The following is a 23,309-nucleotide window of genomic DNA, read 5'->3' on the forward strand; positions in this document are numbered from 1 at the left end:
GGCCCCTCGCCCTTCCGGGTGGGGGGCCGTTGCCGTACAGTCGTCGCCCACATCGGCTGACGATCCGTCAGGAGGCAGGCGTGCGGCTCGGTCTCGCCCTCGGTTACTGGGGCCGCGGCCCCTCCCCCGGTCATGTGCCGCTCGCACAGGAGGCCGAGCGGCTGGGCTACGACTCGGTGTGGACGGCGGAGTCGTGGGGCTCGGACGCGTTCACGCCGCTCGCCTGGATCGCCGCCCACACCTCCACCATCAAGCTGGGCACGGCGGTCGCCCAGATGGCGGCCCGTCCGCCGACCACCACCGCCATGCAGGCGCTCACCCTCGACCATCTCTCCGGCGGGCGCATGATGCTGGGACTGGGCCTGTCCGGCCCGCAGGTCGTCGAGGGCTGGTACGGCCGCCCGTTCCCGAAGTCGCCGCTGACCGCCACCCGCGAGTACGTCGACGTCGTACGGCAGGTGTTGCGGCGCAAGGCGCCGGTCGAGCTGGCCGGCCGTTTCCACGCCCACCCCTACCGGGGCCCGGACGCCACCGGCCTCGGCAAGCCCCTCAAGCCGATCACCCATCCCCTCCGGCCGGACCTGCCGGTCCTGCTCGGCGCGGAGGGACCGAAGAACGTCGCCCAGACGACCCGCATCGCCGACGGCTGGCTGCCGCTGTACTGGTCGCCGACGCGGCCGGAGGTGTACGGGGCCTCACTCGCCGACGCACCCGAGGGGTTCCTCATCGCCCCCCTGGCCCAGGTCCGACTCTGCGACGACGTCGCCGAGGGCCTGTTGCCCGTCAAGGCCATGCTCGGCTTCTACATCGGCGGCATGGGACACGCGGCCCGCAACTTCCACGCCGACCTCATGGCCCGCATGGGGTACGAGGAGGAGGCCCGCCGGATCCAGGAGTTGTTCCTGTCCGGGCGGCGGGAGGAGGCCGTCCTCGCCGTGCCGGACGCCTTCGCCGACGAGATCTCCCTGGTCGGACCGCGTCAGCGCATCGCGGAACGACTGGAGTTGTGGCGCAAGGGGCCGGTGACGGACCTGCTGGCACTCGCGCCGGACCCGGAGACGCTGCGCGTGCTCGCGGAGTTGAACGCCTGAGCGAATGTCGCACGTACGGGTTTCATCCAGACTTCAAGGGCAACCCGGAGGGTATGTCCCCTCGATATCGCAACGGTGCGAATCAGGCCGGCACGGTCATCGCGGTCGTCGCCGACATCATGGCCCTCATCCTGGGCCTGTGGATTCTGATGTACCTGCTGGACGCGAACCGGGCGAACGACTTCGTCCAGTTCATCCACGACGCGGCCCGCTGGCTGGCGGGCTGGTCCCACGACCTCTTCACCTTCGACGAGGCCTGGGCCCGAGTGGTCGCCGGCTATGGCCTGGCAGCGGTGGTCTACCTGTTCGTGGGCCACGCGATCGCCAATCGAGTACACCGGCACTGAAATTGCCGTGAGGGGCTCGTCCCTCAGGGGCGCGGGGCTGTGTCCATATGCGGCTCCGCCGCGTGGGCGCGACAAGCCACACACAACCCGCGCCCGCAACACGGCAACAACCCCCCGAGCTCTCAGGCGCAACACTCCGAGTCCAGCCCCACAGGCAGACCCTCGCCCCCGAAGACCCGGCACGTGGCCTCATGTCCCCCCAACGCGGCCACGGCCAGGAGCAACGACCCCGCGGTCCACGTGGTCAACTCCCGCGGCCAGACCGCGTCGTCCTCGAAGACATACCCCGTCCAGTACAGCCCGCTCTCCGGATCGCGCAGGTGCTGGATCGACTGGAGAATCTCCAACGCCCGGTCCGACTCCCCCATCGCCCAGAGCGCCAGGGCGAGTTCCGCGGACTCGCCCCCCGTCACCCACGGGTTGGGAACCACGCACCGCACCCCCAGCCCCGGGACGACGAACCGGTCCCAGTCCTCCTCGATGCGGGCCTTGGCCTCCGCGCCGGTCAGGGCACCGCCGAGCACGGGGTAGTACCAGTCCATCGAGTAACGGTTCTTGTCGAGGAACCGCTCCGGATGCCGGCGTATGGCGTGCCGCAGCGCACCCGCCGCCAACTCCCAGTCCGGCTGGGCCTCTTCACGCTGTTCGGCGATCGCCAGCGCGCAGCGCAGCGCGTGGTGGATGGAGGAGCTGCCGGTCAGCAGGGCGTCCGCCGTGTCCGTGCCGTCGTCGTCGCGCCGCCAGCCGATCTGCCCGCCGGGCTGCTGCAGGCGCAGCACGAACTCCACGGCCGCGTACACCGCCGGCCACATCCGCTCCAGGAACGTGTCGTCGCCGGTGGAGAGGTAGTGGTGCCAGACGCCGACGGCTATGTAGGCGACGAAGTTGGTCTCCCGGCCCCGGTCGGTGACCTCGGCGAAGTCGCCGTCCGCGTAGGCCGCGTACCAGGAGCCGTCCCCGTTCTGGTGCCGGGCCAGCCACAGGTAGGCCGCTTCGGCGGCCTCGTGTTCACCGGCAGCGTCGAGGGCCATCGCTGCCTCGACGTGGTCCCACGGGTCGAGGTGGTGGCCCCGGAACCAGGGGATCGCGCCGTCCTCGCGCTGCACGGCGAGGATGCCGGCGACGGTCGCGGCGGCCTGTCCGGCGGTGAGGACCCCGGGCAGGACCAGGTGTTCCGTCCGGGGAGTCGTCACTGGGCGTCCGCCCCGGTGTCGGAGAGGCGCGGCAGGTGCGGCTTGGTCGCGTACGCCACGAAGCTCTTGCCGATCAGCGGGTTCAGCGCCTGCTCCGCGACCCGGGTGGCCAGCGGTTTCTTCATGATGTCCCAGACCAGGAGCTTGTGGTACGCCCGCACCGGCAGCGCCTTGTCGTTGTCGACGCCGAACGCGCACTTCAGCCACCAGTACGGGGAGTGCAGGGCGTGGGCGTGGTGGGTGCCGTACGGCTCCAGGCCGGCCTCGCGGATCTTCTCCAGCAGTTCGTCCGCCTTGTAGATGCGGATGTGGCCGCCCTCGACCTCGTGGTAGGCGTCGGACAGGGTCCAGCAGACCTTCTCGGGGCCGTAGCGCGGGACGGTGACGGCGATGCGCCCGCCGGGCTTGAGCACGCGCACCATCTCGGCGAGGACGCCCTTGTCGTCGGGGATGTGCTCCATCACCTCGGAGATGATGACGACGTCGAAGGACTCGTCGGGGAAGGGCAGTGCGAGGGCGTCGCCCTCCATGGCCGTGGCAGTGGCGCCCTCGGGGGCCTCGCCGGCCTCCTTCATCGCCGCGAACCACTTCGCGACCTCGCGGATCTCCTCGGCGTTCTGGTCCAGTGCCACGACCTGCGCGCCGCGCCGGTAGCACTCGAACGCGTGCCGGCCGGCACCGCACCCGAGGTCCAGGACACGGTCGCCCGGGGCGAGCGGGAACCGGGAGAAGTCGACGGTCAGCACGTGGCCCTGCTTTCGGAGTTGACGCCTTCTACATCTGTGGTGGCTGCGGGAACAGCACCTGCGGGAGCAGCGGAACGGCCGGGGATGCCGGAGGCCGGGGGCGTCACCGCGGAACGGTCGTCGGGGGATGCCGAGCGGCCCGTTCCGCCGTCCTGGGACCTGGCGATCGCCTCGCGGTAGCGCGCCACCGTGCCCTCCGCCGCCCTGGCCCAGGTGAAGTGCCGCAGCACCCGTTCCCGCCCGGCCGCTCCGAGCCGGGCGCGCAGCTCCGGGTCGCCCAGCAGCCGGACCAGCCCGGCCGCCAGTGCCTCCGAGTCACCCGGCGGCACCGCGAGGCAGGTCTCCCCGTCCCGGCCGGCGACCTCGGGGATCGCCCCGCCGGTCGTGGCGAGCAGGGGCGTCCCGGTCGCCATGGCCTCGGCGGCCGGCAGGGAGAAGCCCTCGTAGAGCGACGGCACGCACGCGACCTGGGCCGAGCGCACCAGGTCGACGAGTTCCGCGTCGGAGATGCCCTTGACGAACTCCACGGCGCCTTCGAGGCCGTAACGTTCCATCGCCTGGGCGACGGGCCCCTCGGCCGGACGCTTGCCGACGACGACGAGGTGGGCGCCGGGGTGCTCGGTGCGCACCTTGGCGAGCGCCTCGACGAGATGGACCAGGCCCTTCAGCGGCACGTCGGCGCTGGACGTCGTCACGATCCGGCCCGGCACGACCGGCACCGAGGGGTCCGGCGAGAACAGGTCGGTGTCGGCGCCGATGTGGACGACGTGGATGCGGTCTCGGCGGACGCCGAGGTGGTCGATGATCTCCTGCTGGGACGTGCCGGAGACGGTGAGGACGGACGGCAGCCGCCGCGCGACGCGCTTCTGCATGCGGGTGAAGCCGTACCAGCGCCGCACGGAGAAGCGCCGCTTCCAGCCCTCCGCCGCGTCCAGCTCCAACTGCCGGTCGACGGTGATGGGGTGGTGGATCGTGGTGACCAGGGGCGCGCCCACGTCTCCCAGCAAGCCGTACCCGAGCGTCTGGTTGTCGTGGACGACGTCGAACTCGCCGCGGCGGGCGCGCAGATGGCGGCGGGCGCGCAGCGAGAACGTCAGGGGTTCGGGGAAGCCGCCGGTCCACATGGTCGCGACTTCGAGCGCGTCGACCCAGTCGCGGTACTCGTCGCGCTTCGGGGTGCGGAAAGGATCCGGCTGGCGGTAGAGGTCGAGGCTGGGCAGCTCGGTGAGGCTCAGCCCGTCGTAACCCTCGTCGAGCACGGGATACGGCTGTGCGCCGATGACCTCGACCCGGTGGCCGAGGCGGGCCAGTTCGCGCGAGAGATGCCGGACGTAGACGCCCTGGCCGCCGCAGAACGGGTTCCCTTTATAGGTGAGGAGCGCGATGTGGAGCGGTCGCAAGCCGTCGGCGGCGGGGTCCTGAGGAGCCCCGGCCTCCCTGGCCTCAGCGGTCACTCTGGGCCCCCTTCTGACTGCTCTGTCCCGCGAGATTACGCCGGGACGCTAATCTAGAACAAGTTTCAGACTTGATCGTTCGGAGGCTCTGAATCTACCGGCAGGTAGGGGCGCTGTGAGCAGTGGATCAGGTGATTCACGCCACGGCAGGCGCCGTGTCATGCTGTCTGATCACTCGTCCTCACGGACGGTCACGGAACGGGCCCGACCCATGCCCGCGGAAGCCAAGGTGAGCGCCAAGGTGAACAAGGTGGCCAAGGTGGATGCCAGAGCCACGGCCCCCGGCTCCCCGCCCCTGACGGAGCGGCAGGAGGCCCGCCGTCGCCGCATCCTGCACGCGAGCGCACAGCTGGCCAGCCGGGGCGGCTTCGACGCCGTGCAGATGCGCGAGGTCGCGGAGTCCTCGCAGGTGGCGCTCGGCACGCTGTACCGCTACTTCCCGTCCAAGATCCACCTGCTGGTCGCCACCATGCAGGACCAGCTGGAGCACATGCACGGCACGCTGCGCAAGAAGCCGCCGCAGGGCGAGACGGCGGCCGAGCGGGTCGCGGAGACGCTGATGCGGGCCTTCCGCGCCCTGCAGCGCGAGCCGCATCTGGCCGACGCGATGGTCCGGGCCCTCACCTTCGCCGACCGCAGCGTGAGCCCGGAGGTCGACCAGGTCTCGCGGCAGACGACGGCGATCATCCTGGACGCGATGGGGCTGGAACACCCCACTCCGGAGCAGCTGTCGGCGGTCCGGGTCATCGAGCACACCTGGCACTCGGCCCTCATCACCTGGCTGTCGGGCCGCGCCTCCATCGCCCAGGTCAAGATCGACATCGAGACGGTGTGCCGGCTGATCGACCTGACGGCGCCCGACGCACATGAATGACCTACGAGACGGGTTCCCTTCGCCGGCATGGTCCGGATCAGGTTCTGGGGGTCGCCTTCCGGTCGCCGGACCTCTCGGCCCTTCGACCTTCCGGCCTCTCAGCCCTACCGTCGCAGTCGGCACCGGCGGAAGCCGAAGCTTCCTGCCAGAGTCGGCCAACTCCGGTCGGACTCCCTCACTCGTCCCGTAGGCCTGATTCCAGGCTAGAACTTCTGGCCGTGAAGAGAAGCCCCTGGGCGGGATTTTTTACCTAAATGTCCCGAGTAATCCATATACCCCCCTTGTGGCCCACGTCGCCGCGACGAACCACCGAGCCGGAAGGAACATGAGGGAGTCAAAGCGACTTCTCGGGCGGAAGTGAAAGGGCGACCCCATGCCGAAGTACCTCTTCAAGGTGAAGCTGACCCCGGACGGACTGAAGGGTCTGATCAAGGAGGGCGGGAGCTCGCGGCGTGACGTCGTCGGGCGCATGGTCGAGGGCCTCGGGGGCCGGGTCGAGACGATGTACTGGGCCTTCGGCGACGACGACGTCTACGTCACGGCGGAGCTGCCGGGCAACACCTCCGCCGCGGCCATGGGCATGGTCGTCTCGGCCGCGGGCGGGGTCCGCACGAGCACGGTCGTCCTGCTGTCGCCCGAGGAGGTGGACGAGGCAGTCCGGCAGCAGGTGGACTACCGGGCCCCCGGCGCCTGACGGACCCCGAACCGGCCGCCCCGCCGGCGCGTGAGGGACTCCTGAACCGGCCGCCCCGCCGGCGTCTGACGGACCCCGGCGCGGCGGATACCCCTACTCCTCCGGCGGGAACACCGGCTCCCCGCTGTCCCCCAGCGTGATCGTGATGGCCTCCACCGGACAGTTCTCCGCAGCCGCCAGCACCCGCTCGTTCGCGTCCGTGTCCGGGGCGGCCGGATGGGACTGCCGGGCGGCGTCCAGGCGGAAGCCGTCCGGTGCGTGGTGGAGGCACTGGGCGGAGCCGATGCACAGGGAGCGGTCGACCTCCACGTGCCAGCGGTCGCCCATCGCTACGCGTCCGCCGGGAGGTGGATCATCTTGTGCTCCAGGTACTCGCCGTACCCCTCGGGCCCGAACTCCCGCCCCAGGCCCGAGTTCTTGTAGCCGCCGAAGGGGCCCAGCATGTCCAGGCTGAAGGTGTTGACCGAGTAGGTGCCGGTACGGACCTGGCGGGCGATCTCGATGCCGCGCTCGACGTCCGCCGTCCACACGCTGCCGCTCAGTCCGTAGTCGGAGTCGTTGGCGATCTTCACGGCGTCGGACTCGTCGTCGTAGGGCAGCAGGCAGATCACCGGGCCGAAGATCTCCTCGCGGGCGATACGCATGGAGTTGTCGACGTCGCCGAAGAGGGTCGGCTCGACGTACCAGCCGCGGTCGAGGCCGGCCGGGCGTCCGCCGCCCGTGAGGATCTTCGCGCCCTCCTCCAGTCCGATGCGGATGTAGTCGAGGTTGCGCCGCTGCTGCCGCCGGGCCACCAGCGGGCCCACCTGGGTGGCGGGGTCCAGCGGGTCGCCGACCGTCAGCGCGCCCGCCGCGGCGGCGAGGGCGTCGGCGAACTCGTCGTAGCGGGAGCGCGGCAGGAGGATGCGGGTCTGGGCGACGCAGGCCTGCCCGTTGTTCATCCAGGCCGCGGGGGCGATGCCCGCCACGGCCGTCTCGACGTCCGCGTCGGGCAGGACGACGGCGGCCGACTTGCCGCCCAGTTCGAGCGTCACGCGGGTGAGGTTGCGGGCGGCGACCTCCATCACGCGTTTGCCGGCCGCGACCGACCCGGTGAAGGACACCTTGTCGATGCCGGGGTGCCCGACCAGGTACTCGCTCACCTCCCGGTCGGCGGGCAGGATCGACAGCACGCCCTCCGGCAGCCCGGCCTCCCGCGCGATCTCGCCGAGCAGGTACGCGTCCAGCGGCGACTCGGGCGAGGGCTTGAGCACGGCCGTGCAGCCGGTGAGCAGCGCCGGGGCGAGTTTGGCGGCGGCGACGAACTGCGGGACGTTCCAGGGGACGACGGCGGCCACGACCCCGACGGGCTCACGCCGCACGAGGATGCGGCCGAGCACGCCGTCGCGCCGCTCCTCGTGGGTGAAGTTCCGCGCGACGGTGATCGCCGAGTCCCAGACCATGACGGCGCCGAGGGCCTGGGCGAGGACGCTCCAGGAGTACGGCGAGCCGTTCTGGGCGGAGATCACGCGGGCGATCTCGTCGTGCCGGGCGGCGATCCCGTCCTTGATCCTGCCCACGACCTCGATCCGCTCGTCGAGGCTCATGCGCGGCCAGGGGCCCTCGTCGAAGGCCCGCCGGGCCACTCCCACGGCCCGGTCCACATCCGCCGTCGAGGCGTGCGGGACGCGTCCGATGACCTCTTCCGTGTGCGGGCGAGATCACCTCGATGACGTCCGCACCCAGGGGGTCGGTCAACTCCCCGCCGACGAACAGCTGTCCGTGTTCCACGAGCTCGGTCATGGCCGACTGCCTTCACATCTGATGGTGTTTCAGGAACTGATACCAGTTCTCGTTATAGTGGGCAATGGCCGTGGATCGGAGGGCACATGAAGAGCAGCCAGGACCGCGAGCCGATACCGGCGGTGTACGACCACGGCGGAGGCGTCCGGTCCCTGCGGGTCCCGATCCCGGACAACCCCCTCGGCCACACGCTGGTGTACGTCGTCGACACCGACCGCGGCCCGGTTCTGATCGACACCGGCTGGGACGACCCCACGTCCTGGGACACCCTCACGGCCGGACTCACGGCCTGCGGCACCTCGGTCGCCGAGATCCACGGCGTCGTCGTCACCCACCACCACCCGGACCACCACGGCCTGTCCGGCCGGGTCCGCGAGGCGTCGGGCGTGTGGATCGCGATGCACGCGGCGGACACGGCGGTCGTACGGCGGACCCGGGAGGCCCGTCCCGAGCGCTGGTTCTCGTACATGACGGCCAAGCTCGCCGCCGCCGGCGCCCCGGAGGAGCACATCGCGCCGCTGCGCGCGGCCCGGCCCCGCACCCTGCCCGGCCTCTCCCCCGCCCTGCCCGACCGCGACATCGTCCCCGGCGAACTCCTCGACCTCCCCGGCCGCCGCCTGCGCGCGATCTGGACCCCCGGCCACACGCCGGGCCATGTCTGCCTCCACCTGGAGGAGACCCACCCCGCCGGGCTCCCCGGCCACGGCCGTCTGTTCTCCGGCGACCACCTGCTGCCCGAGATCACCCCGCACATCGGCCTCTACGAGGACCCCGACGACACGACCGTCACCGACCCCCTCGGCGACTACCTCGACTCCCTCGAACGCGTCGGCCGCCTCGCCCCCGCCGAGGTGCTCCCCGCCCACCAGCACCCGTTCCCCGGCACCGCCGCCCGCGTCCGCGAACTGCTCGCCCACCACGAGACCCGCCTCACCGACCTGCTGGCCCTCCTCGCCGAGCCGCTCACGCCCTGGCAGCTCGCCGAACGCATGGAGTGGAACCGCCCCTGGACCGACATTCCCCACGGCTCCCGCACCATCGCCGTCTCGGAGGCCGAGTCCCATCTGCGCCGCCTGGTCAAGGCGGGCCGGGCGGAAGCGGTGCCGGGGAGTGATCCGGTGACGTACGCGGCGGTGTAGGTGACGTACGTGGCGGTGTAGGTGACGTACGTGGCGGCGCGGCCCGCTCGGCCGCGAACTCGCCTTTGGCATAAGCCAGATGGTGTCCGGGCAGGGCCCCTAGGATGACTGTGCCGCGGCGCTCGCAGGCCTGCGGAGTTGCGTTCCACCGCAAGGAGATACGCCCATGGGCACCGAAGAGGCCGCTCGTACGATGTCCGGCAGCGGAGCCCTGGACAGCAGATCGGCCGGGCCCATGGTGCCGCGGCTGGTGCTGGGCGCCCGGCTCAGGCGACTGCGCGAGGAGCGGGGCATCGGCCGGGCGGAAGCGGGGCATGTCATCCGGGCCTCCTCGTCCAAGATCAGCCGGATGGAGGCCGGCCGGCACGGGTTCAAGCTGCGGGACGTCGCCGATCTGCTCACGCTCTACGGCGTCACGGACGAGGCCGAGCGCGCGACCCTGCTGGCACTGGCCGAGCAGGCCAACACCCCGGCCTGGTGGCAGTACTACAGCGACGTGGTGCCCGCCTGGATGCAGACGTACCTCGGCGCCGAGCAGGCGGCGAGCGTCATCCGCTGCTTCCAGGTCCAGCGCGTTCCCGGGCTGCTCCAGACCGCCGACTACGCACGGGCCTCGCTCCGGCTCGCCCACCCGGACGCCACTGCGCGGGAGATGGAACGCCGGGTCGCGCTGCGGATGACCCGCCAGCGGATACTGCACCGGCAGCCGGCGACCCGGCTGTGGGCGGTGATCGACGAGGCGGCACTGCGCCGCCCGGTCGGGGGCCTCTCCGTCATGCGCGCCCAGCTCAGGTATCTCATCGAGATCTGCCGGCTGCCGCAGGTCACGGTCCAGATCCTGCCGTTCCGCGCCGGCGGCCACGCCGCGGAGGGCGGTCCGGTCACCATCGTGCGCCTGCCCGGCGGTGAGTTGCCCGACGTGGTCTACCTCGAACAGCTCACCACCGCGCTGTATCCCGACCGGCCGGCCGAGATCGAGTGCTACTGGGACGCGATGAACCGGCTGGTGGTCGAAGCCGAGTCGCCGGACGAGACTCCGACCATCCTTCACCGCATCCTCCAGGAGACCTGATCCCGCCGGGCCGGGCCGGGTTCAGCTCTTGAGGGCGACACCGCCGTACTGGTGCACCTCCGCGGGGAGGTCCAGGGCCGCGGCGTCGGGGCGCCAGCGCGAACACGACGTGACGCCCGGTTCGAGCAGTTCCAGACCGTCGAAGTAGCGGGCGATCTGCTCGGGGCTGCGCAGGATGTACGGGATCGAGCCGCCGTCGTTGTACTGCTCGATGGCCCGGACGTAGTCCTCGCTGGTGTCGGTGCTGTCGTACTGGACGAGGTAGCTGCCGGAGGGCAGGGCGTCCACCAGCTGCCGGACGATCGAGCGCGCCTCGTCGTGGTCCTCGATGTGGCCCAGGATGCCCATCAGCATGAGGGCGACGGGCTGGTCGAAGTCCAGCGTCTTGCCGGCTTCCCGGATGATCGTGCCCGGCTCGCGCAGGTCGGCGTCGACGTAGTTGGTGACGCCTTCGGGGGTGCTGGTGAGCAGCGCGCGGGCGTGGGCCAGCACGAGCGGATCGTTGTCGACGTAGACGATCCGGCTCTCCGGGGCCACTCCCTGGGCGATCTGGTGGGTGTTGTCCACGTTGGGCAGCCCCGTGCCGATGTCCAGGAACTGGCGGATGCCCTCCTCGGCGGCGAGATGGCGGACGGCGCGGGCAAGGAAGTAGCGGGCGGCGCGGGCCCCGGTCTCGATGCCCGGGAAGATCTCCCGGAACGCGTCACCGGCCACACGGTCGACTTCGTAGTTGTCCTTCCCGCCCAGCCAGTAGTTCCAGATCCGGGCCGAGTGCGGCACGGAGGTGTCGATCTTGGGAAGCGGCTCCTGCCCGGAGTTCCCCGCCTGATCACTCATGGACGCTCCTGCGTGTGGTCGTGGAGGCACACGTTAGCTTGTCCGTCAGCTTGTCCGCCCCTGAGACAGGATCAACTCCTCGGCCTCACCCAGCAGTTCGACTTCGCCCCTGCTCATGGCCGGGTCGGCGGACCGGCGGCGCAGGGCCTCCGTCAGAGCGGGCCGGACGAGGGGGGACGCGTCGGCGAGGAGGGCGGTCAGCATGGTGCGGGCCGGGCCGGCGAGGTGGTCACCGGCGACGGCGGCCTGGGCGAGGATCACGGCGGACACCGCCCGGTCCAGGGCCGGATCGCCCTCCTCCGTGTTCGACCAGTCGATGACGCGGGGGCCGTCGGGGGTGAGGATCACGTTCTCCGGGTGCAGATCCAGGTGCAGGACGCGGACGGCCGGGTCGGTGGAGCGCAGGGCGGGGAGGGTGTGGAGGTCGCGCAGCAGCCGGGCGAGGACGGAGCCCGCCTCCGTCGGGTCCAGCGTGCCCGCCAGGCAGGCCTGGAGCAGGGTCGGGCCGGAGAGCCGTTCCATCACCAGGTCGGTGCGCGAGCCGGTCGGGCGGACCCGGGGCACCGGGTAGCCGTGGGCGCGCACGTGCGCCATCACCGCGCCCTCGCCCGCCGCGTCTCCCCCGCCCTCCCGTTCACGCCGCAGCACCCACGCCTCGTCGATCTCGTACACGTCGGCGCTGCGGCCGGAGCCGAGCAGTCGTCCCAGGGGTGTCGACGGCATGGGCCGAAGCTACCCCGGCACCTCGTCCTCGGCACCCTTAGCCCGTTTTTGGACGTGCGGGTACAGTAAGCAGGTCGTCATCACACCCGTACAGGGGGAAGCCGGTGCAATTCCGGCGCTGACCCGCAACCGTGTACCGCCGCCCGAGGTGGTGAGCCGGATCGCCCCGTACGGTTCGTGACCGGCTCACGTGCCCGGCGGACCGCCGGTGCACGGCACCGTCGAGGTATACGGAGCCGAGCCGCCGGGGGTGCCCCGTGCTGCCCGGCTCCCCGCAGGGAGAGGCACCCGCCGATCATGAACGTCCGCCGCAGCGCCGCGGTCCTGGCCGCCGTCGCCGTGATCGGCGCCGCCACACCGGCCGCCGCCGCCCCGTCCCCTTCCCCGTCCCAGGCGTTCCCGTCCGCCCTGTACGGCGACAAGGACCCCCGGTACGACGGCGTCTGGCGCCAGTCCCTCGCCCTGCTCGCGCAGCACACCGTCGGGGTGAAGCCGGCGGCCAAGTCCGTGGAATGGCTGGTACGCCAGCAGTGCGCGGACGGTTCCTTCGCCCCGTACCGCGCCGATCCCACCGCCGCGTGCGACGCCAAGACCCTGGTCGACACGAACCAGACGGCCGCCGCGATACAGGCGCTCACCGCCCTCGGCGGGCACGACGCCGTCACCGGCAAGGCCGTCACCTGGCTGAAGTCCGTCCAGAACAAGGACGGCGGCTGGGGCTACACACCCGGCGGCGCCAGCGACACCAACTCCACGTCCGTCGTCATCGGCGCGCTGACCGCCGTCGGCGAGAAGCCGCAACAGGTCGAGAAGGGCGGCAAGTCGCCCTACGACGCACTGCTGACACTCGCCCTCGGCTGTGACGGCGACGACGCGGGCGCCTTCGCGTTCCAGCCGGACAAGAAGGGCCAACTGGCCGCCAACGCCGACGCCACGGCCGCGGGCGTGCTGGGCGCACTGGGCCAGGGCATGGTGGTGAAGCCCGGGGAGAAGTCCGCGGCCGGGAAGGGCCAGGCCTGCGAGGACAGGACGACGCCGGAGCAGGCCGCTGCCAACGGAGCCGCCTACCTCACCAAGGTTCTCGCCGAGGACGGGCACCTCACCTCGCCCGCCCCCGGCTCGGACCCCCGGCCCGACTACGGCAACACCGCCGATGCGGTCGTCGCGCTCGCCGCGCGCGGCGACACCGGGCAGGCGGCGAAGTCCCTGCGCTGGCTGGCGAAGAACGCCGCGCCCTGGGCCGCCCAGAACGGCCCCGCCGCCTACGCCCAGCTGATCTTCGCCGCCCGCGCGACCGGCACGAACCCGCGCGACTTCGGCGGCACCGACCTGGTGAAGCGGCTGAACGCGACGGGCCCGGCCCCGCAGTCCGCCGAGCAGACTCAAGCGGCGGAAGAGAAGCGGAGCGACTCGGACGTCTTCGGCGTCTGGTGGTACGTCGGTGTCTGCCTCGTCGCCGGTGTCGGCATCGGCTTCCTCTTCAGCGGCCGCCGGAAGAAGCAGCAGCCGTGATCCGCCGGGCCGTTCTCCTCCTCCTGGCCTCGCTCGTGCTGTGCGCGGGAGCGGGCCAGGCCCAGGCCGCGGGCTACCGGTACTGGTCGTTCTGGGACCGCGACGGCGGCCGCTGGGTCTACGCCACCCAGGGCCCGTCCACGGCCCGCCCCTCGGACGGTGACGTCCAGGGCTTCCGCTTCGCGGTGAGCGAGGACTCCGGGGACGCGGCCCGGCCGCGCGGCCAGGCCGACTTCAAGACGATCTGCGCGAAGACGCCCGCGCGGGACGGCAGGAAGCGGGTGGCCCTGCTCCTCGACTTCGGCACGAAGGCGGACGCCCCGTCCGGCGAAACCCCGCCCGCTCCCCGGACGGCCTGCGCGCAGGTCTCCCCCGACGCGACGACGGCCGAGGCTCTGGCGACAGTCGCCAAGCCCCTGCGCTACGACACGAGCGCCCTCCTGTGCGCCATCTCGGGTTACCCGGAGAAGGGGTGCGGAGAGCAGATGTCCAAGCGGCAGAAGCCGACCGCAGAGAAGAAGACCACCTCGGAGGACGGCCCGTCCCTCGGCTTGGTGGCGGGCATCGCAGTGGTGGTGGCCTTGGGCGGAGCAGCAGTGTGGCAGGTACGCCGACGTGCGTAGGACGACGCCCCAGCCTGCGGGCAGTCGTGCCGCTGGGGCGGCGCCCGTCCCAAAGAGCGGCACCCCGCAACGCCGGGTTGCGCAGCCCGCCCCACTCCACCCCGGCGCCTGGTGGCTCTGGTCCCTCTCCCTCGGCACCGCGGCCACCCGCACCACCAACCCCCTCCTCCTCACCCTCCTCATCACGGTCTCCGCCTACGTCGTAGCCACCCGCCGCCCCGACACCCCCTGGTCCCGCTCCTACGGCGCCTTCGTCAAACTCGCCCTCGCCGTCCTGCTCATCCGCCTGCTCTTCGCCACGGTCCTCGGCTCCCCCATCCCGGGCACGCACACCCTCCTCACCCTCCCCGAAGTCGGCCTCCCCGCCTGGGCCCAGGGCATCCGCCTCGGCGGCGAGGTCACCGCCGAGGCCCTCGCCTTCGCCCTGTACGACGGCCTCAAACTGGCCACCCTCCTCATCTGCGTCGGCGCCGCGAACGCCCTCGCGAACCCTTCCCGCCTGCTCAAGTCCCTCCCCGGCGCCCTCTACGAGATGGGCGTAGCGGTCGTCGTGGCCCTCACCTTCGCGCCCAGCCTGATCGCCGACGTCCAGCGCCTGCGCGCCGCCCGCCGCCTGCGCGGCCGCCCGGACAAGGGCCTGAGGGGCCTGCTGCACGTGGGCCTGCCGGTCCTGGAGGGCGCGCTGGAGCGCTCGGTGTCGCTCGCCGCCGCGATGGACGCCCGCGGCTACGGCCGTACCGCCGAGGTCCCCGCCGGCGTCCGCCGCACCACCGCCGCCCTCACTCTCGGCGGCCTGCTCGGCGTGTGCGCCGGAACGTACGGTCTGCTCACCGCCGAGGGCGCCGCCTACGGCATCCCCGTCCTCCTCGCGGGCCTCGCCGCCGCCCTCGCGGGTCTCCGGCTCGGCGGGCGGCGGTCGCCCCGCACCCGGTACCGCCCCGACCGCTGGGACGTGCGCGCCTGGCTGGTCGTCGCCTCCGGCGTGGCGGTCGCCGCGCTCCTCACGCTCGCCGCGAGTCGCGACCCCGCGGCCCTGCACCCGGGCGTGGTGCCGCTCGTGGCCCCGACCCTTCCCCTCTGGCCCGCGGCGGCGATCCTGCTCGGCCTGCTGCCCGCGTTCGTCGCCCCCGATCCCAAGGAGCCGTCGTGATCCGCTTCGAGGATGTGTCCGTGACGTACGACGGTGCCTCCGAACCCACCGTCCAGGGCGTCGACTTCGAGGTCCCGGAGGGTGAACTCGTCCTCCTGGCCGGCCCGTCCGGTGTCGGCAAGTCCACCGTCCTGGGCGCGGTCAGCGGGCTCGTCCCGCACTTCACCGGCGGCACCCTGCGCGGCAGGGTCACCGTCGCCGGCCGCGACACCCGCACCCACAAGCCGCGCGAACTCGCCGACGTCGTCGGCACGGTGGGCCAGGACCCCCTCTCCCACTTCGTCACGGACACCGTCGAGGACGAACTCGCCTACGGCATGGAGTCGCTGGGCCTCGCCCCGGACGTGATGCGGCGCCGCGTCGAGGAGACCCTCGACCTGCTCGGCCTGGCCGATCTGCGCCACCGCCCGATCGCCACGCTCTCCGGCGGCCAGCAGCAGCGCGTCGCGATCGGCTCGGTCCTCACCCCGCACCCGAGCGTCCTCGTCCTGGACGAGCCGACCTCCGCGCTCGACCCGGCCGCCGCCGAGGAGGTCCTGGCGGTCCTCCAGCGTCTCGTGCACGACCTCGGCACGACGGTCCTCCTGGCCGAACACCGCCTGGAACGCGTCATCCAGTACGCCGACCAGATCGCCCTCCTGCCCGCCCCGGGCACACCCCCGATCCTGGGCACCCCGGCCGAGGTGATGGCCGTCTCCCCGGTGTATCCACCGGTGGTGGCCCTGGGTCGACTGGTGGGCTGGACCCCCCTGCCGATGACGGTCCGCGACGCCAGGCGCAAGGCAGCAGATGTGAGGCAACAGTTGGAGAGCGCCCCGAAGGGGCGCGGGGAACTGCGCGATCAACCACGAACAACCCGCACCCGCGAACTGTCCGAACAGCCCACCCCGGTAGGCGCACTCCGCTCCCTCTCGGTCACCCGCTCCCGCATCCAAGCCCTCCACGACATCGACCTCACCATCACCCCCGGCGAGACCATCGCCCTCATGGGCCGCAACGGCGCAGGAAAGTCCACCCTGCTCAACTCCCTGGTCGGCTTGGTCACCCCCAGCTCGGGAACCGTCCGGCTCGGCGAAGCCGTCCCTCACCGCACACGCCCGAAGGACCTCGTCCGCAAAGTCGGCCTCGTCCCGCAGGAACCCCGTGACCTGCTCTACGCCGACACCGTCGCCGCCGAGTGCACGGCGGCCGACCAGGACGCGGACGCAGCAACCGGCACCTGCCGCGCCCTGGTCACCGAACTGCTCCCCGGCGTCACCGACGACACCCACCCCCGGGACCTCTCGGAGGGGCAGCGACTCGCCCTCGCCCTGGCGGTCGTGCTGACCGCCCGGCCCCCGCTGCTCCTGCTCGACGAGCCGACCCGCGGCCTGGACTACGCGGCGAAGGCCCGCCTGGTCGCGGTGCTGCGCACCCTGGCCGCCGAGGGGCACGCCATCGTGCTGGCCACGCACGACGTGGAGCTGGCGGCGGAGATCGCCCACCGGGTGGTGCTGCTCGCCGACGGCGAGGTGATCGCCGACGGCCCGACGGCGGACGTCGTGGTCTCCTCCCCCTCCTTCGCCCCGCAGGTCACCAAGATCCTGGCCCCGCAGCACTGGCTCACGGTCTCCCAGGTCCGCGCGGCGCTCCAGCCCGGGACCAACTCGTGAACACTCGGCGCCAGGCCCGCGCCGTCCGCCTCGGCCCCCGCTCGGTCACCGCCCTGGCCCTCGTCAGCGCGGTCGGCGTCACCGGCTTCGGCTGGCCGTTCCTGACCCCGCCCACCTCGCGGCTCAGCGCGCACGCGCAGGACGCGCCCTGGCTCTTCGCGGGCCTGCTGGTGCTGCTCGTGGCGGTGGTGGCCGCGACGATCTCGGAGTCCGGTCTCGGCCCGAAGGCGGTCGCGATGCTCGGCGTGCTGGCCGCGACGGGGGCGGCCCTGCGGCCGATCGGCGCCGGTACCGCAGGTATCGAGCCGATGTTCTTCCTGATGGTGCTGAGCGGTCGGGTCCTCGGCCCGGGCTTCGGGTTCGTCCTCGGCTCGGTGACGATGTTCGCGTCCGCGCTGCTCACGGGCGGGGTGGGCCCGTGGCTGCCGTTCCAGATGCTGGCGATGGGCTGGTTCGCGATGGGCGCGGGTCTGCTGCCGGGCCCGGACCGGCTGCGCGGCCGGGCGGAGCTCGTGCTGCTCGCGGTCTACGGCTTCCTCGCGGCCTTCGCCTACGGCACGGTCATGAACCTGGCCGGCTGGCCCTTCATGAGCGCTCTCGCGTCGGGCGTCGGCTTCGACCCGCACGCGGCGGTCGCCACCAACCTGGCCCGTTTCCTCGCGTACTGCCTGGCCACCTCGCTGGGCTGGGACCTGGGCCGGGCCGTCGTCACGGTCGTACTGACCCTCACGCTCGGCCCCGCGGTCCTGCGGGCGCTGCGCCGCGCCACCCGCCGGGCGGCCTTCGAGACGCCGGTCACGTTCGACGCGTCCCGGACGTGAAGCCCCCCACATGACCCCCGTCACCTACGAAGCGGGGCCGTAGGAACACCCCCCTGTCACGGGCCAGACCTTCCGCGCCCATACGGCCACACCTAGTAGCGGGTTCCTTGCGGGCACCCGGCGTGCCTGTTTCTCTGGCCGGGCCCACCCCCGAAAACCGAGCCCACCCCCAGACCGAAGGCGGCGGCCCCCTGATCCCCGGGGCCGCCGCCTTCGCCCCTCTCTGCGCCCTCGCCTACTTGCTCTGAAGCTTCCCCAGCGGCTCCGGGTCCTCCTCCAGCGCGACGGCCGCCGCCTTCCAGCTCGTGTCCCCGGGGTAGAGGGCGCTGCGCAGGTAGGCGGTGGTGAGGCGCTGGAGCAGTGCGACGCGTGCGGGGCTCTCGTCGGTCGTCTCCGCCACCTCGTAGCCGGGGATGCCCCCGAGCGAGTGCTCCGCCCCGAACAGCGTGAGCAGGCTCTTGTTCCCCGGGCTGTAGGTGTAGGGGTCGGTGAACCAGTCGGGTCCGCGTGTGGTCAGCGCCGAGTCGTCGTGGTCCCCGGCGACGATGAGCGCCGGCGTGGTCATGGTGGCGAAGGACGGCCTCATGAAGGGCAGGTGCTCGACGGCGAACGGGGTCAGGTCGTCGCCCAGACCGGCCATGGCGAGCAGCACACCCGCCTTCACACGGGGGTCGGACATGTCCTCGCCGGGAACACCGTCGGAGTCGAGGACGCGGGCGCCCAGCAGCGTGCCCGCCGTCTGGGCTCCCCAGGAGTGGCCGGCCACGGCGATACGGTCGCGGTCGAGGCGTCCGGCGAGGCCCGGTACGGAGGCTTCGAGTACGTCGAGTCCGTCCAGTACGCGCTTGAGGTCCTCGATGCGAAAGCGCCAGATCCGCGGCGTGCGGGGATCCTCGGGAGGCAGGCCCAGCGCCCTGGAGTCCAGGTGGGTGGGCTGCACCACCACGAAGCCCTGGGCGGCCCAGTGGTCCGCCAGCGGGGCGTAGCCGTTCATCGACCAGCCGAAGCCGTGCGAGAAGACGACGACGGGCAGATCGCCGCCGCTCGCGGGTGCGGACACGCGGACCTGGAGATCCTCACCGCGGCCCGGGGCGGGCAGGACCACCGGCTTCGCGGAGATCACCGTGGTCGAGTCGGACAGGGAAGTGCCGGGCATGGTGATGCCTTCCGGTCAGGTCTGTCATCATGAACGAAACGGAACGCCGTTCCGATTACACTCTCACGATACGGAACGCGGTTCCGTTTTACAACCGCACGCAACCGCACGGAAGGAAGCCACGGTGAACGACAGCGGCCAGAGCGCCGGAAGCTCAGCCCGGTCCAAGCGCAAGGACGCCCGGCGCAACCAGCAGACGCTGCTGGACGCGGCCGCCGAGGTCTTCGTCAGCTCGGGCGTGGACGCGCCGGTGCGCGACATCGCGGCCAAGGCGGGCGTCGGGGTGGGCACGATCTACCGTCACTTCCCCACCCGGGCGGACCTGGTCATCGCCGTCTACCGCCACCAGGTCGACGCCTGCGCCGAAGCCGGCCCGGCCCTGCTGGCGGCCGGCCCGACGCCCCATGCCGCCCTGGTGCAGTGGGTCGATCTCTTCGTCGACTTCCTGGTCACCAAGCACGGCCTGGCCACCGCCTTGCAGGGGGACAGCACCTGCTTCGGGCCGCTGCACACCTACTTCCTCGACCGCCTCCTGCCGGTGTGCGCCCAACTGCTGGAAGCCGCCGCCGCGTCCGGTGAGATCCGCTCCGACCTCGACGCCTACCCGTTCTTGCGCGGCATCGGAAACCTCTGCGTCGGCGCTGACAGCGACCCCCGCTACGACGCACGCCGACTGGTCGCGCTCCTCGTCGCGGGACTACGCCAACCACAGTGACCGCTACTGGGCCTGAACCCGGAGTTCCTTCACCCCGTTGATCCACGCGGACCTCAACCGGCGGGGGTCCTCGACCAGTTGGAGCCCCGGCATGGCGTCGGCGATGGCGTTGAAGATGAGGTCGATCTCCAGCACGGCGAGGGACTTGCCCAGGCAGTAGTGCGGGCCGCCGCCGCCGAAACCGAGGTGGGGGTTGGGATCGCGGGTGATGTCGAAGGCGTCCGGCTCGTCGAAGACCTCGGGGTCGTGGTTGGCGGAGGCGTAGAACAGCCCCACCCGATCACCCTTGCGGATCAGTTTGCCGCCCAGCTCGGTGTCCTGGGTGGCGGTGCGCTGGAAGGCGGCGACCGGGGTCGCCCAGCGCACGATCTCCTCCGCCGTCGTCGACGGCCGCTCCCTCTTGTACAGCTCCCACTGCCCGGGGTGGGTGAGGAAGGCGTGCATGCCGTGGGTGATGGCGTTGCGGGTGGTCTCGTTGCCGGCGACGGCCAGCATCAGCACGAAGAAGCCGAACTCGTCGGAGTTGAGGTTGCCCTGGTCCTCCGCCGCGACCAGCTGCGTGACGATGTCGTGGGCGGGGCACTGCTTGCGGTCGGCGGCCATGTTCATCGCGTAGGCGATGATCTCCGTGGCCGACTCGGCGCCGACCTCCTCGGTGATGGCGTACTCGGGATCGTCGTACGCGATCATCTTGTTGGACCAGTCGAAGATCTTGTCCCGGTCCTCCTGCGGTACGCCCATCAGCTCGGCTATCGCCTGGAGGGGCAGTTCGCAGGCGACCTGGGTGACGAAGTCGAACGGGCCGGTATGCGCGCCGGCGTTCGCCACGATCGCCCGGGCGCGGGCCCGTAGCCGCTCCTCCAGCGCGCGGATCGCCCGGGGCGTGAACCCGCGCTGCACGATCTGCCGCACCCGCGTGTGCTCGGGCGGGTCCATGTTCAGCAGGATGAACCGCTGCGCGTCGATGGAGTCGCGGTCGATGTGCTCGTTGAAGCGGATGATCGCCGTGTTGAGGTACGACGAGAACAACTCCGGGTGTGTGGAGACGTACTTGACGTCGGCGTGCCGGGTGACCGCCCAGTAACCCTCGTCCTGGAAACCGGCGAGACCCGCCGGCTGCGGCACCCAGCAGACCGGCTCCACCCGGCGCAGCTCGGCGAACTCCGGCAGGGGCACGCGGCTGTGCAGCAGGTCGGGGTCGGTGAAGTCGAACCCGTCGGGCAGCGCGGGACAGGACATGGGCGGCTCCCACCACTCGTACCGACTCTGATTCTGACGGCCCATCAGCTGTGCGGAGTTGCGGTGACGGTAGTAACGGGTTCTACAAGTAGCAAGAGGCACGGACCCCCCAATTACCCGCACGACCCTTGCGGTGGACAAGTGACCCTCAGCACACTGCAGGCAGAACTAGAACGCGTACTAGTTCCGCGTAGCCTCCCGGAGAGGACCCGCACCCATGGCTGCCGAACCCGTGATCGTCGAAGCCGTACGCACCCCCATCGGCAAGCGCGGAGGCGCGCTCGCCAACCTGCACCCCGCCTACCTCCTGGGCGAGACGTACCGCGAACTCCTCGGCCGCACCGGTATCCCGGCCGACTGCGTCGAGCAGATCGTCGGCGGTACGGTCACCCACGCCGGCGAGCAGTCCATGAACCCCGCGCGCACGGCCTGGCTCACGATGGGGCTCCCCTACGAGACGGCCGCGACGACCGTGGACGCGCAGTGCGGGTCCTCCCAGCAGGCCTCCCACATGCTGGCCAACATGGTCGCCACGGGCGTGATCGACGTCGGCATCTCCTGCGGCGTGGAGTCGATGTCCCGGGTGCCGCTCGGGTCGGGCTCCAAGCACGGGCCGGGCAAGCCGTTCCCCGACGAGTGGAACGTCGACCTGCCGAACCAGTTCGAGGCCGCCGAGCGCATCGCCCGCCACCGTGGCCTGACCCGCGAGAACGTCGACGCCCTGGGCCTCGCCTCCCAGGAGCGGGCCGCCCACGCCTGGGCGGAGGAGCGCTTCAAACGAGAGACGTTCGCGGTCCAGGTCCCCACGACGGAGGAGGAGCAGCACGCCGGGCAGGGCATGTGGCGCCTGGTCGACAAGGACGAGGGCCTGCGCGACACGACGGCGGAGGCGCTGGCCGCGCTGAAGCCGATCATGCCGACGGCCGTTCACACGGCGGGCAACTCGTCGCAGATCTCCGACGGGGCGGCGGCGATCATGTGGGCGTCGAAGAGGATGGCTCGCGCCCTGAAGCTGCGCCCCCGGGCCCGGATCGTGGCCCAGGCCCTGGTGGGCTCGGACCCCCACTTCCACCTCGACGGCCCGATCGACGCGACCAAGGCCGTGCTGGGCAAGGCCGGGATGTCCCTGAAGGACATCGACCTCGTGGAGATCAACGAGGCGTTCGCATCGGTCGTACTGAGCTGGGCGCAGGTCTTCGAGCAGGACCTGGAGAAGGTGAACGTGAACGGCGGCGCGATCGCGCTCGGGCACCCGGTGGGGGCCACCGGGGCCCGGCTCATCACGACGGCGCTTCATGAACTGGAGCGCGCGGACAAGGAGTTCGCGCTGATCACGATGTGCGCGGGCGGCGGTTTGGCCACCGGCACGATCATTCAGCGGTTGTAGTCGTCCAGTTGACGAAGGTGGTGAACGTGGCGGGGTCGAGCGTGAGGATCGGTCCCGCCGGATTCTTTGAGTCGCGTATGGCGACGGTGGTGTGCGGGGTTTCGGCGACTTCGAGGCACTGGCCGCCCTGGTCGCCGCTGTGCGTGGACGCGCGCCAGGCCAGGGCCCCGATCGGCGCGCATTCGACGCATTCGCCGCCTTGATCGCCGCTGTAGCTGGACTTACGCCACAGGATCCCCGACGGAATCGTGTTGCTCGCCATAGCGTTCCTCCATCACTCGCCGGATCAGCTCCGCCGAATCCCTGAGGGAGAGCGCGGCGGCCTGAAGATGATCGTAACGGAGCGAGCAGTCCCTGACGGTGTCCGGATTCGCGGTCGGATGCCCGCTGCCATAGCCCTCGGTGTAGACGATGGCCGGGTCACTCGTGAACCGGAAGAGGGTGAACGAGCCTTGCATTCCCGCGTGGGCACCGGCCGAGAACGGCAGGATCTGGATGTTGACCAGCGGGATGTGCTCGAAGGCCAACAGATGGGCCAGTTGCCCACGCATGGTCTCCGGGCCGCCCACCTCCTGGTACAGGACGGACTCGCTGACGACCATCCAGAGGACCGGAGGCTGCCCCTTGTCGAGGATGCGCTGTCGAGCCAGCCGGACGGCAGTGCGGTCCTCCAGGTCGGTGTCGTCCAGCACCCCGAGAACAGCACGCGCGTACTCGGGGGTCTGAAGGAGACCGTGAATCGCATGCGTCTGAGAGGTGCCGATCTCCGTCGCCCGCGCCTCCAGCTCCGCCACCTGCTGGAACCAGGCCGGGAGGCGACTGCGCAGCACCAGCTCGACCAGCCGGGAGAACATACCGTCCGTCCCCAGCGCCGCATCCACCCGCTCACTGAACTCCGGCGTCGGAAGCTTCCTGGCCGTCTCGATCTGGCCGACGAGCGAGCCCGTGTAGTTGAGGATCTCTCCGAGCTGCTTCTGTGTCAGCCCGGCGGCCTCCCGGTGTCTCCTCAGCTCGTAGCCGTAGTAGTCGAGCGGGGACGCACCCGGGTCAAGGGCGTTGATGTGGGTCACGGCAGAAGCCCCTCTCACGCAACTCGGCCCAC

The 23,309-nt window shown here is 71.4% G+C and carries 23 protein-coding genes and 1 pseudogene; 13 read left to right on the forward strand and 11 right to left on the reverse strand.

What is annotated here, in order from left to right; translation table 11 throughout:
- Positions 1-80: 80 nt before the first annotated feature.
- Positions 81-1,091, forward strand: coding sequence for an LLM class F420-dependent oxidoreductase (locus tag QF034_RS11610; protein WP_307174867.1), 1,011 nt, complete (start codon positions 81-83; stop codon positions 1,089-1,091).
- Between the two features lie 53 nt (positions 1,092-1,144).
- Complete coding sequence (locus QF034_RS11615; RefSeq protein ID WP_010048443.1) at positions 1,145-1,438, forward strand: hypothetical protein; 294 nt, start codon at positions 1,145-1,147, stop codon at positions 1,436-1,438.
- Positions 1,439-1,560: 122 nt separating this feature from the next.
- Here the strand turns inward: QF034_RS11615 and QF034_RS11620 are convergent, their stop codons facing one another.
- Genes QF034_RS11620 through QF034_RS11630 form a run of 3 tightly spaced genes read right to left on the reverse strand, consistent with a single transcriptional unit; the run spans position 1,561 to position 4,831 of the window.
- Positions 1,561-2,631: a prenyltransferase gene (locus tag QF034_RS11620; protein WP_307174868.1), complete on the reverse strand. Its 1,071-nt coding sequence runs from the start codon at positions 2,629-2,631 to the stop codon at positions 1,561-1,563.
- On the reverse strand, positions 2,628-3,377 hold the full coding sequence (locus tag QF034_RS11625; protein ID WP_184983240.1) for a class I SAM-dependent methyltransferase: 750 nt from the start codon (positions 3,375-3,377) through the stop codon (positions 2,628-2,630). The genes QF034_RS11620 and QF034_RS11625 overlap by 4 nt, the downstream gene beginning before the upstream one ends.
- Positions 3,371-4,831 carry a glycosyltransferase family 4 protein gene (locus tag QF034_RS11630; protein ID WP_307174869.1) on the reverse strand — a complete coding sequence of 487 codons (1,461 nt, stop codon included), beginning with the start codon at positions 4,829-4,831 and terminating at the stop codon, positions 3,371-3,373. Before QF034_RS11630 ends, QF034_RS11625 begins: the two co-directional genes overlap by 7 nt.
- A gap of 211 nt (positions 4,832-5,042) precedes the next feature.
- Between QF034_RS11630 and QF034_RS11635 the strand changes: the two genes are divergently transcribed.
- A complete protein-coding gene (locus QF034_RS11635; protein WP_307174870.1) occupies positions 5,043-5,705 on the forward strand; it encodes a TetR family transcriptional regulator in 663 nt (220 codons plus the stop codon).
- Positions 5,706-6,078: 373 nt separating this feature from the next.
- On the forward strand, positions 6,079-6,399 hold the full coding sequence (locus QF034_RS11640) for a GYD domain-containing protein (RefSeq protein ID WP_307174871.1): 321 nt from the start codon (positions 6,079-6,081) through the stop codon (positions 6,397-6,399).
- A 93-nt stretch (positions 6,400-6,492) separates the two neighbouring features.
- On the opposite strand, the gene QF034_RS11645 is transcribed toward QF034_RS11640, so the two are convergent.
- Together QF034_RS11645 and QF034_RS11650 are read right to left on the reverse strand one after the other, a co-directional pair.
- A complete protein-coding gene (locus tag QF034_RS11645; protein ID WP_307174872.1) occupies positions 6,493-6,726 on the reverse strand; it encodes a ferredoxin in 234 nt (77 codons plus the stop codon).
- A 2-nt stretch (positions 6,727-6,728) separates the two neighbouring features.
- A pseudogene (locus tag QF034_RS11650) lies at positions 6,729-8,181 on the reverse strand (aldehyde dehydrogenase).
- 113 nt (positions 8,182-8,294) lie between these two features.
- Between QF034_RS11650 and QF034_RS11655 the strand changes: the two are divergent.
- Both QF034_RS11655 and QF034_RS11660 read left to right on the forward strand, forming a co-directional pair.
- A complete protein-coding gene (locus tag QF034_RS11655) occupies positions 8,295-9,320 on the forward strand; it encodes a Strvi_7410 family MBL fold metallo-hydrolase (protein WP_307179856.1) in 1,026 nt (341 codons plus the stop codon).
- A gap of 166 nt (positions 9,321-9,486) precedes the next feature.
- On the forward strand, positions 9,487-10,392 hold the full coding sequence (locus QF034_RS11660; RefSeq protein WP_307174873.1) for a Sco1979 family transcriptional regulator: 906 nt from the start codon (positions 9,487-9,489) through the stop codon (positions 10,390-10,392).
- A gap of 21 nt (positions 10,393-10,413) precedes the next feature.
- On the opposite strand, the gene QF034_RS11665 is transcribed toward QF034_RS11660, so the two are convergent.
- Positions 10,414-11,229 (reverse strand): SAM-dependent methyltransferase, encoded by an 816-nt coding sequence (locus QF034_RS11665; protein WP_307174874.1) that lies wholly within the window; start codon positions 11,227-11,229, stop codon positions 10,414-10,416.
- 45 nt (positions 11,230-11,274) lie between these two features.
- On the reverse strand, positions 11,275-11,952 hold the full coding sequence (locus QF034_RS11670) for a phosphotransferase (RefSeq protein ID WP_307174875.1): 678 nt from the start codon (positions 11,950-11,952) through the stop codon (positions 11,275-11,277).
- Between the two features lie 297 nt (positions 11,953-12,249).
- On the opposite strand from QF034_RS11670, the gene QF034_RS11675 reads away from it, so the two are divergent.
- The 5 genes from QF034_RS11675 to QF034_RS11695 are packed head-to-tail and all read left to right on the forward strand — an operon-like array spanning position 12,250 to position 17,710.
- Complete coding sequence (locus QF034_RS11675; RefSeq protein ID WP_307174876.1) at positions 12,250-13,464, forward strand: SCO2321 family membrane protein; 1,215 nt, start codon at positions 12,250-12,252, stop codon at positions 13,462-13,464.
- Entirely contained in the window at positions 13,461-14,087 is a 627-nt protein-coding gene (locus QF034_RS11680) for an SCO2322 family protein (protein WP_307174877.1), read from the forward strand. Before QF034_RS11675 ends, QF034_RS11680 begins: the two co-directional genes overlap by 4 nt.
- On the forward strand, positions 14,080-15,237 hold the full coding sequence (locus QF034_RS11685; protein ID WP_307174878.1) for an energy-coupling factor transporter transmembrane component T: 1,158 nt from the start codon (positions 14,080-14,082) through the stop codon (positions 15,235-15,237). The genes QF034_RS11680 and QF034_RS11685 overlap by 8 nt, the downstream gene beginning before the upstream one ends.
- The gene (locus QF034_RS11690; protein WP_307174879.1) at positions 15,234-16,889 is read left to right on the forward strand and encodes an ABC transporter ATP-binding protein; all 1,656 of its coding nucleotides are present in this window, start codon (positions 15,234-15,236) and stop codon (positions 16,887-16,889) included. Before QF034_RS11685 ends, QF034_RS11690 begins: the two co-directional genes overlap by 4 nt.
- Positions 16,886-17,710, forward strand: coding sequence for an ECF transporter S component (locus tag QF034_RS11695; RefSeq protein WP_307174880.1), 825 nt, complete (start codon positions 16,886-16,888; stop codon positions 17,708-17,710). The genes QF034_RS11690 and QF034_RS11695 overlap by 4 nt, the downstream gene beginning before the upstream one ends.
- 235 nt (positions 17,711-17,945) lie before the next feature.
- On the opposite strand, the gene QF034_RS11700 is transcribed toward QF034_RS11695, so the two are convergent.
- Positions 17,946-18,866, reverse strand: a complete 921-nt coding sequence (locus QF034_RS11700) for an alpha/beta hydrolase family protein (RefSeq protein WP_307174881.1) — start codon at positions 18,864-18,866, stop codon at positions 17,946-17,948.
- Positions 18,867-18,990: 124 nt separating this feature from the next.
- Here QF034_RS11700 and QF034_RS11705 point away from each other — a divergent pair, with 124 nt between their 5' ends.
- On the forward strand, positions 18,991-19,581 hold the full coding sequence (locus QF034_RS11705; protein ID WP_307174882.1) for a TetR/AcrR family transcriptional regulator: 591 nt from the start codon (positions 18,991-18,993) through the stop codon (positions 19,579-19,581).
- Positions 19,582-19,584: 3 nt separating this feature from the next.
- Here QF034_RS11705 and QF034_RS11710 read toward each other — a convergent pair whose 3' ends face one another.
- Positions 19,585-20,820 (reverse strand): cytochrome P450, encoded by a 1,236-nt coding sequence (locus QF034_RS11710; RefSeq protein ID WP_307174883.1) that lies wholly within the window; start codon positions 20,818-20,820, stop codon positions 19,585-19,587.
- A gap of 217 nt (positions 20,821-21,037) precedes the next feature.
- Between QF034_RS11710 and QF034_RS11715 the strand changes: the two genes are divergently transcribed.
- A complete protein-coding gene (locus QF034_RS11715) occupies positions 21,038-22,207 on the forward strand; it encodes a steroid 3-ketoacyl-CoA thiolase (protein WP_307174884.1) in 1,170 nt (389 codons plus the stop codon).
- Here QF034_RS11715 and QF034_RS11720 read toward each other — a convergent pair.
- Together QF034_RS11720 and QF034_RS11725 are read right to left on the reverse strand one after the other, a co-directional pair.
- Positions 22,191-22,469 (reverse strand): DUF397 domain-containing protein, encoded by a 279-nt coding sequence (locus QF034_RS11720; protein WP_307174885.1) that lies wholly within the window; start codon positions 22,467-22,469, stop codon positions 22,191-22,193. The two genes, QF034_RS11715 and QF034_RS11720, sit on opposite strands and share 17 nt — an antisense overlap.
- Positions 22,429-23,277, reverse strand: a complete 849-nt coding sequence (locus QF034_RS11725) for a helix-turn-helix domain-containing protein (protein ID WP_307174886.1) — start codon at positions 23,275-23,277, stop codon at positions 22,429-22,431. The genes QF034_RS11720 and QF034_RS11725 overlap by 41 nt, the downstream gene beginning before the upstream one ends.
- Between the last annotated feature and the right edge of the window lie 32 nt (positions 23,278-23,309).

The sequence above is a fragment of the Streptomyces africanus genome (genome assembly GCF_030816955.1).
GTDB classification, from domain to species: domain Bacteria; phylum Actinomycetota; class Actinomycetes; order Streptomycetales; family Streptomycetaceae; genus Streptomyces; species Streptomyces africanus.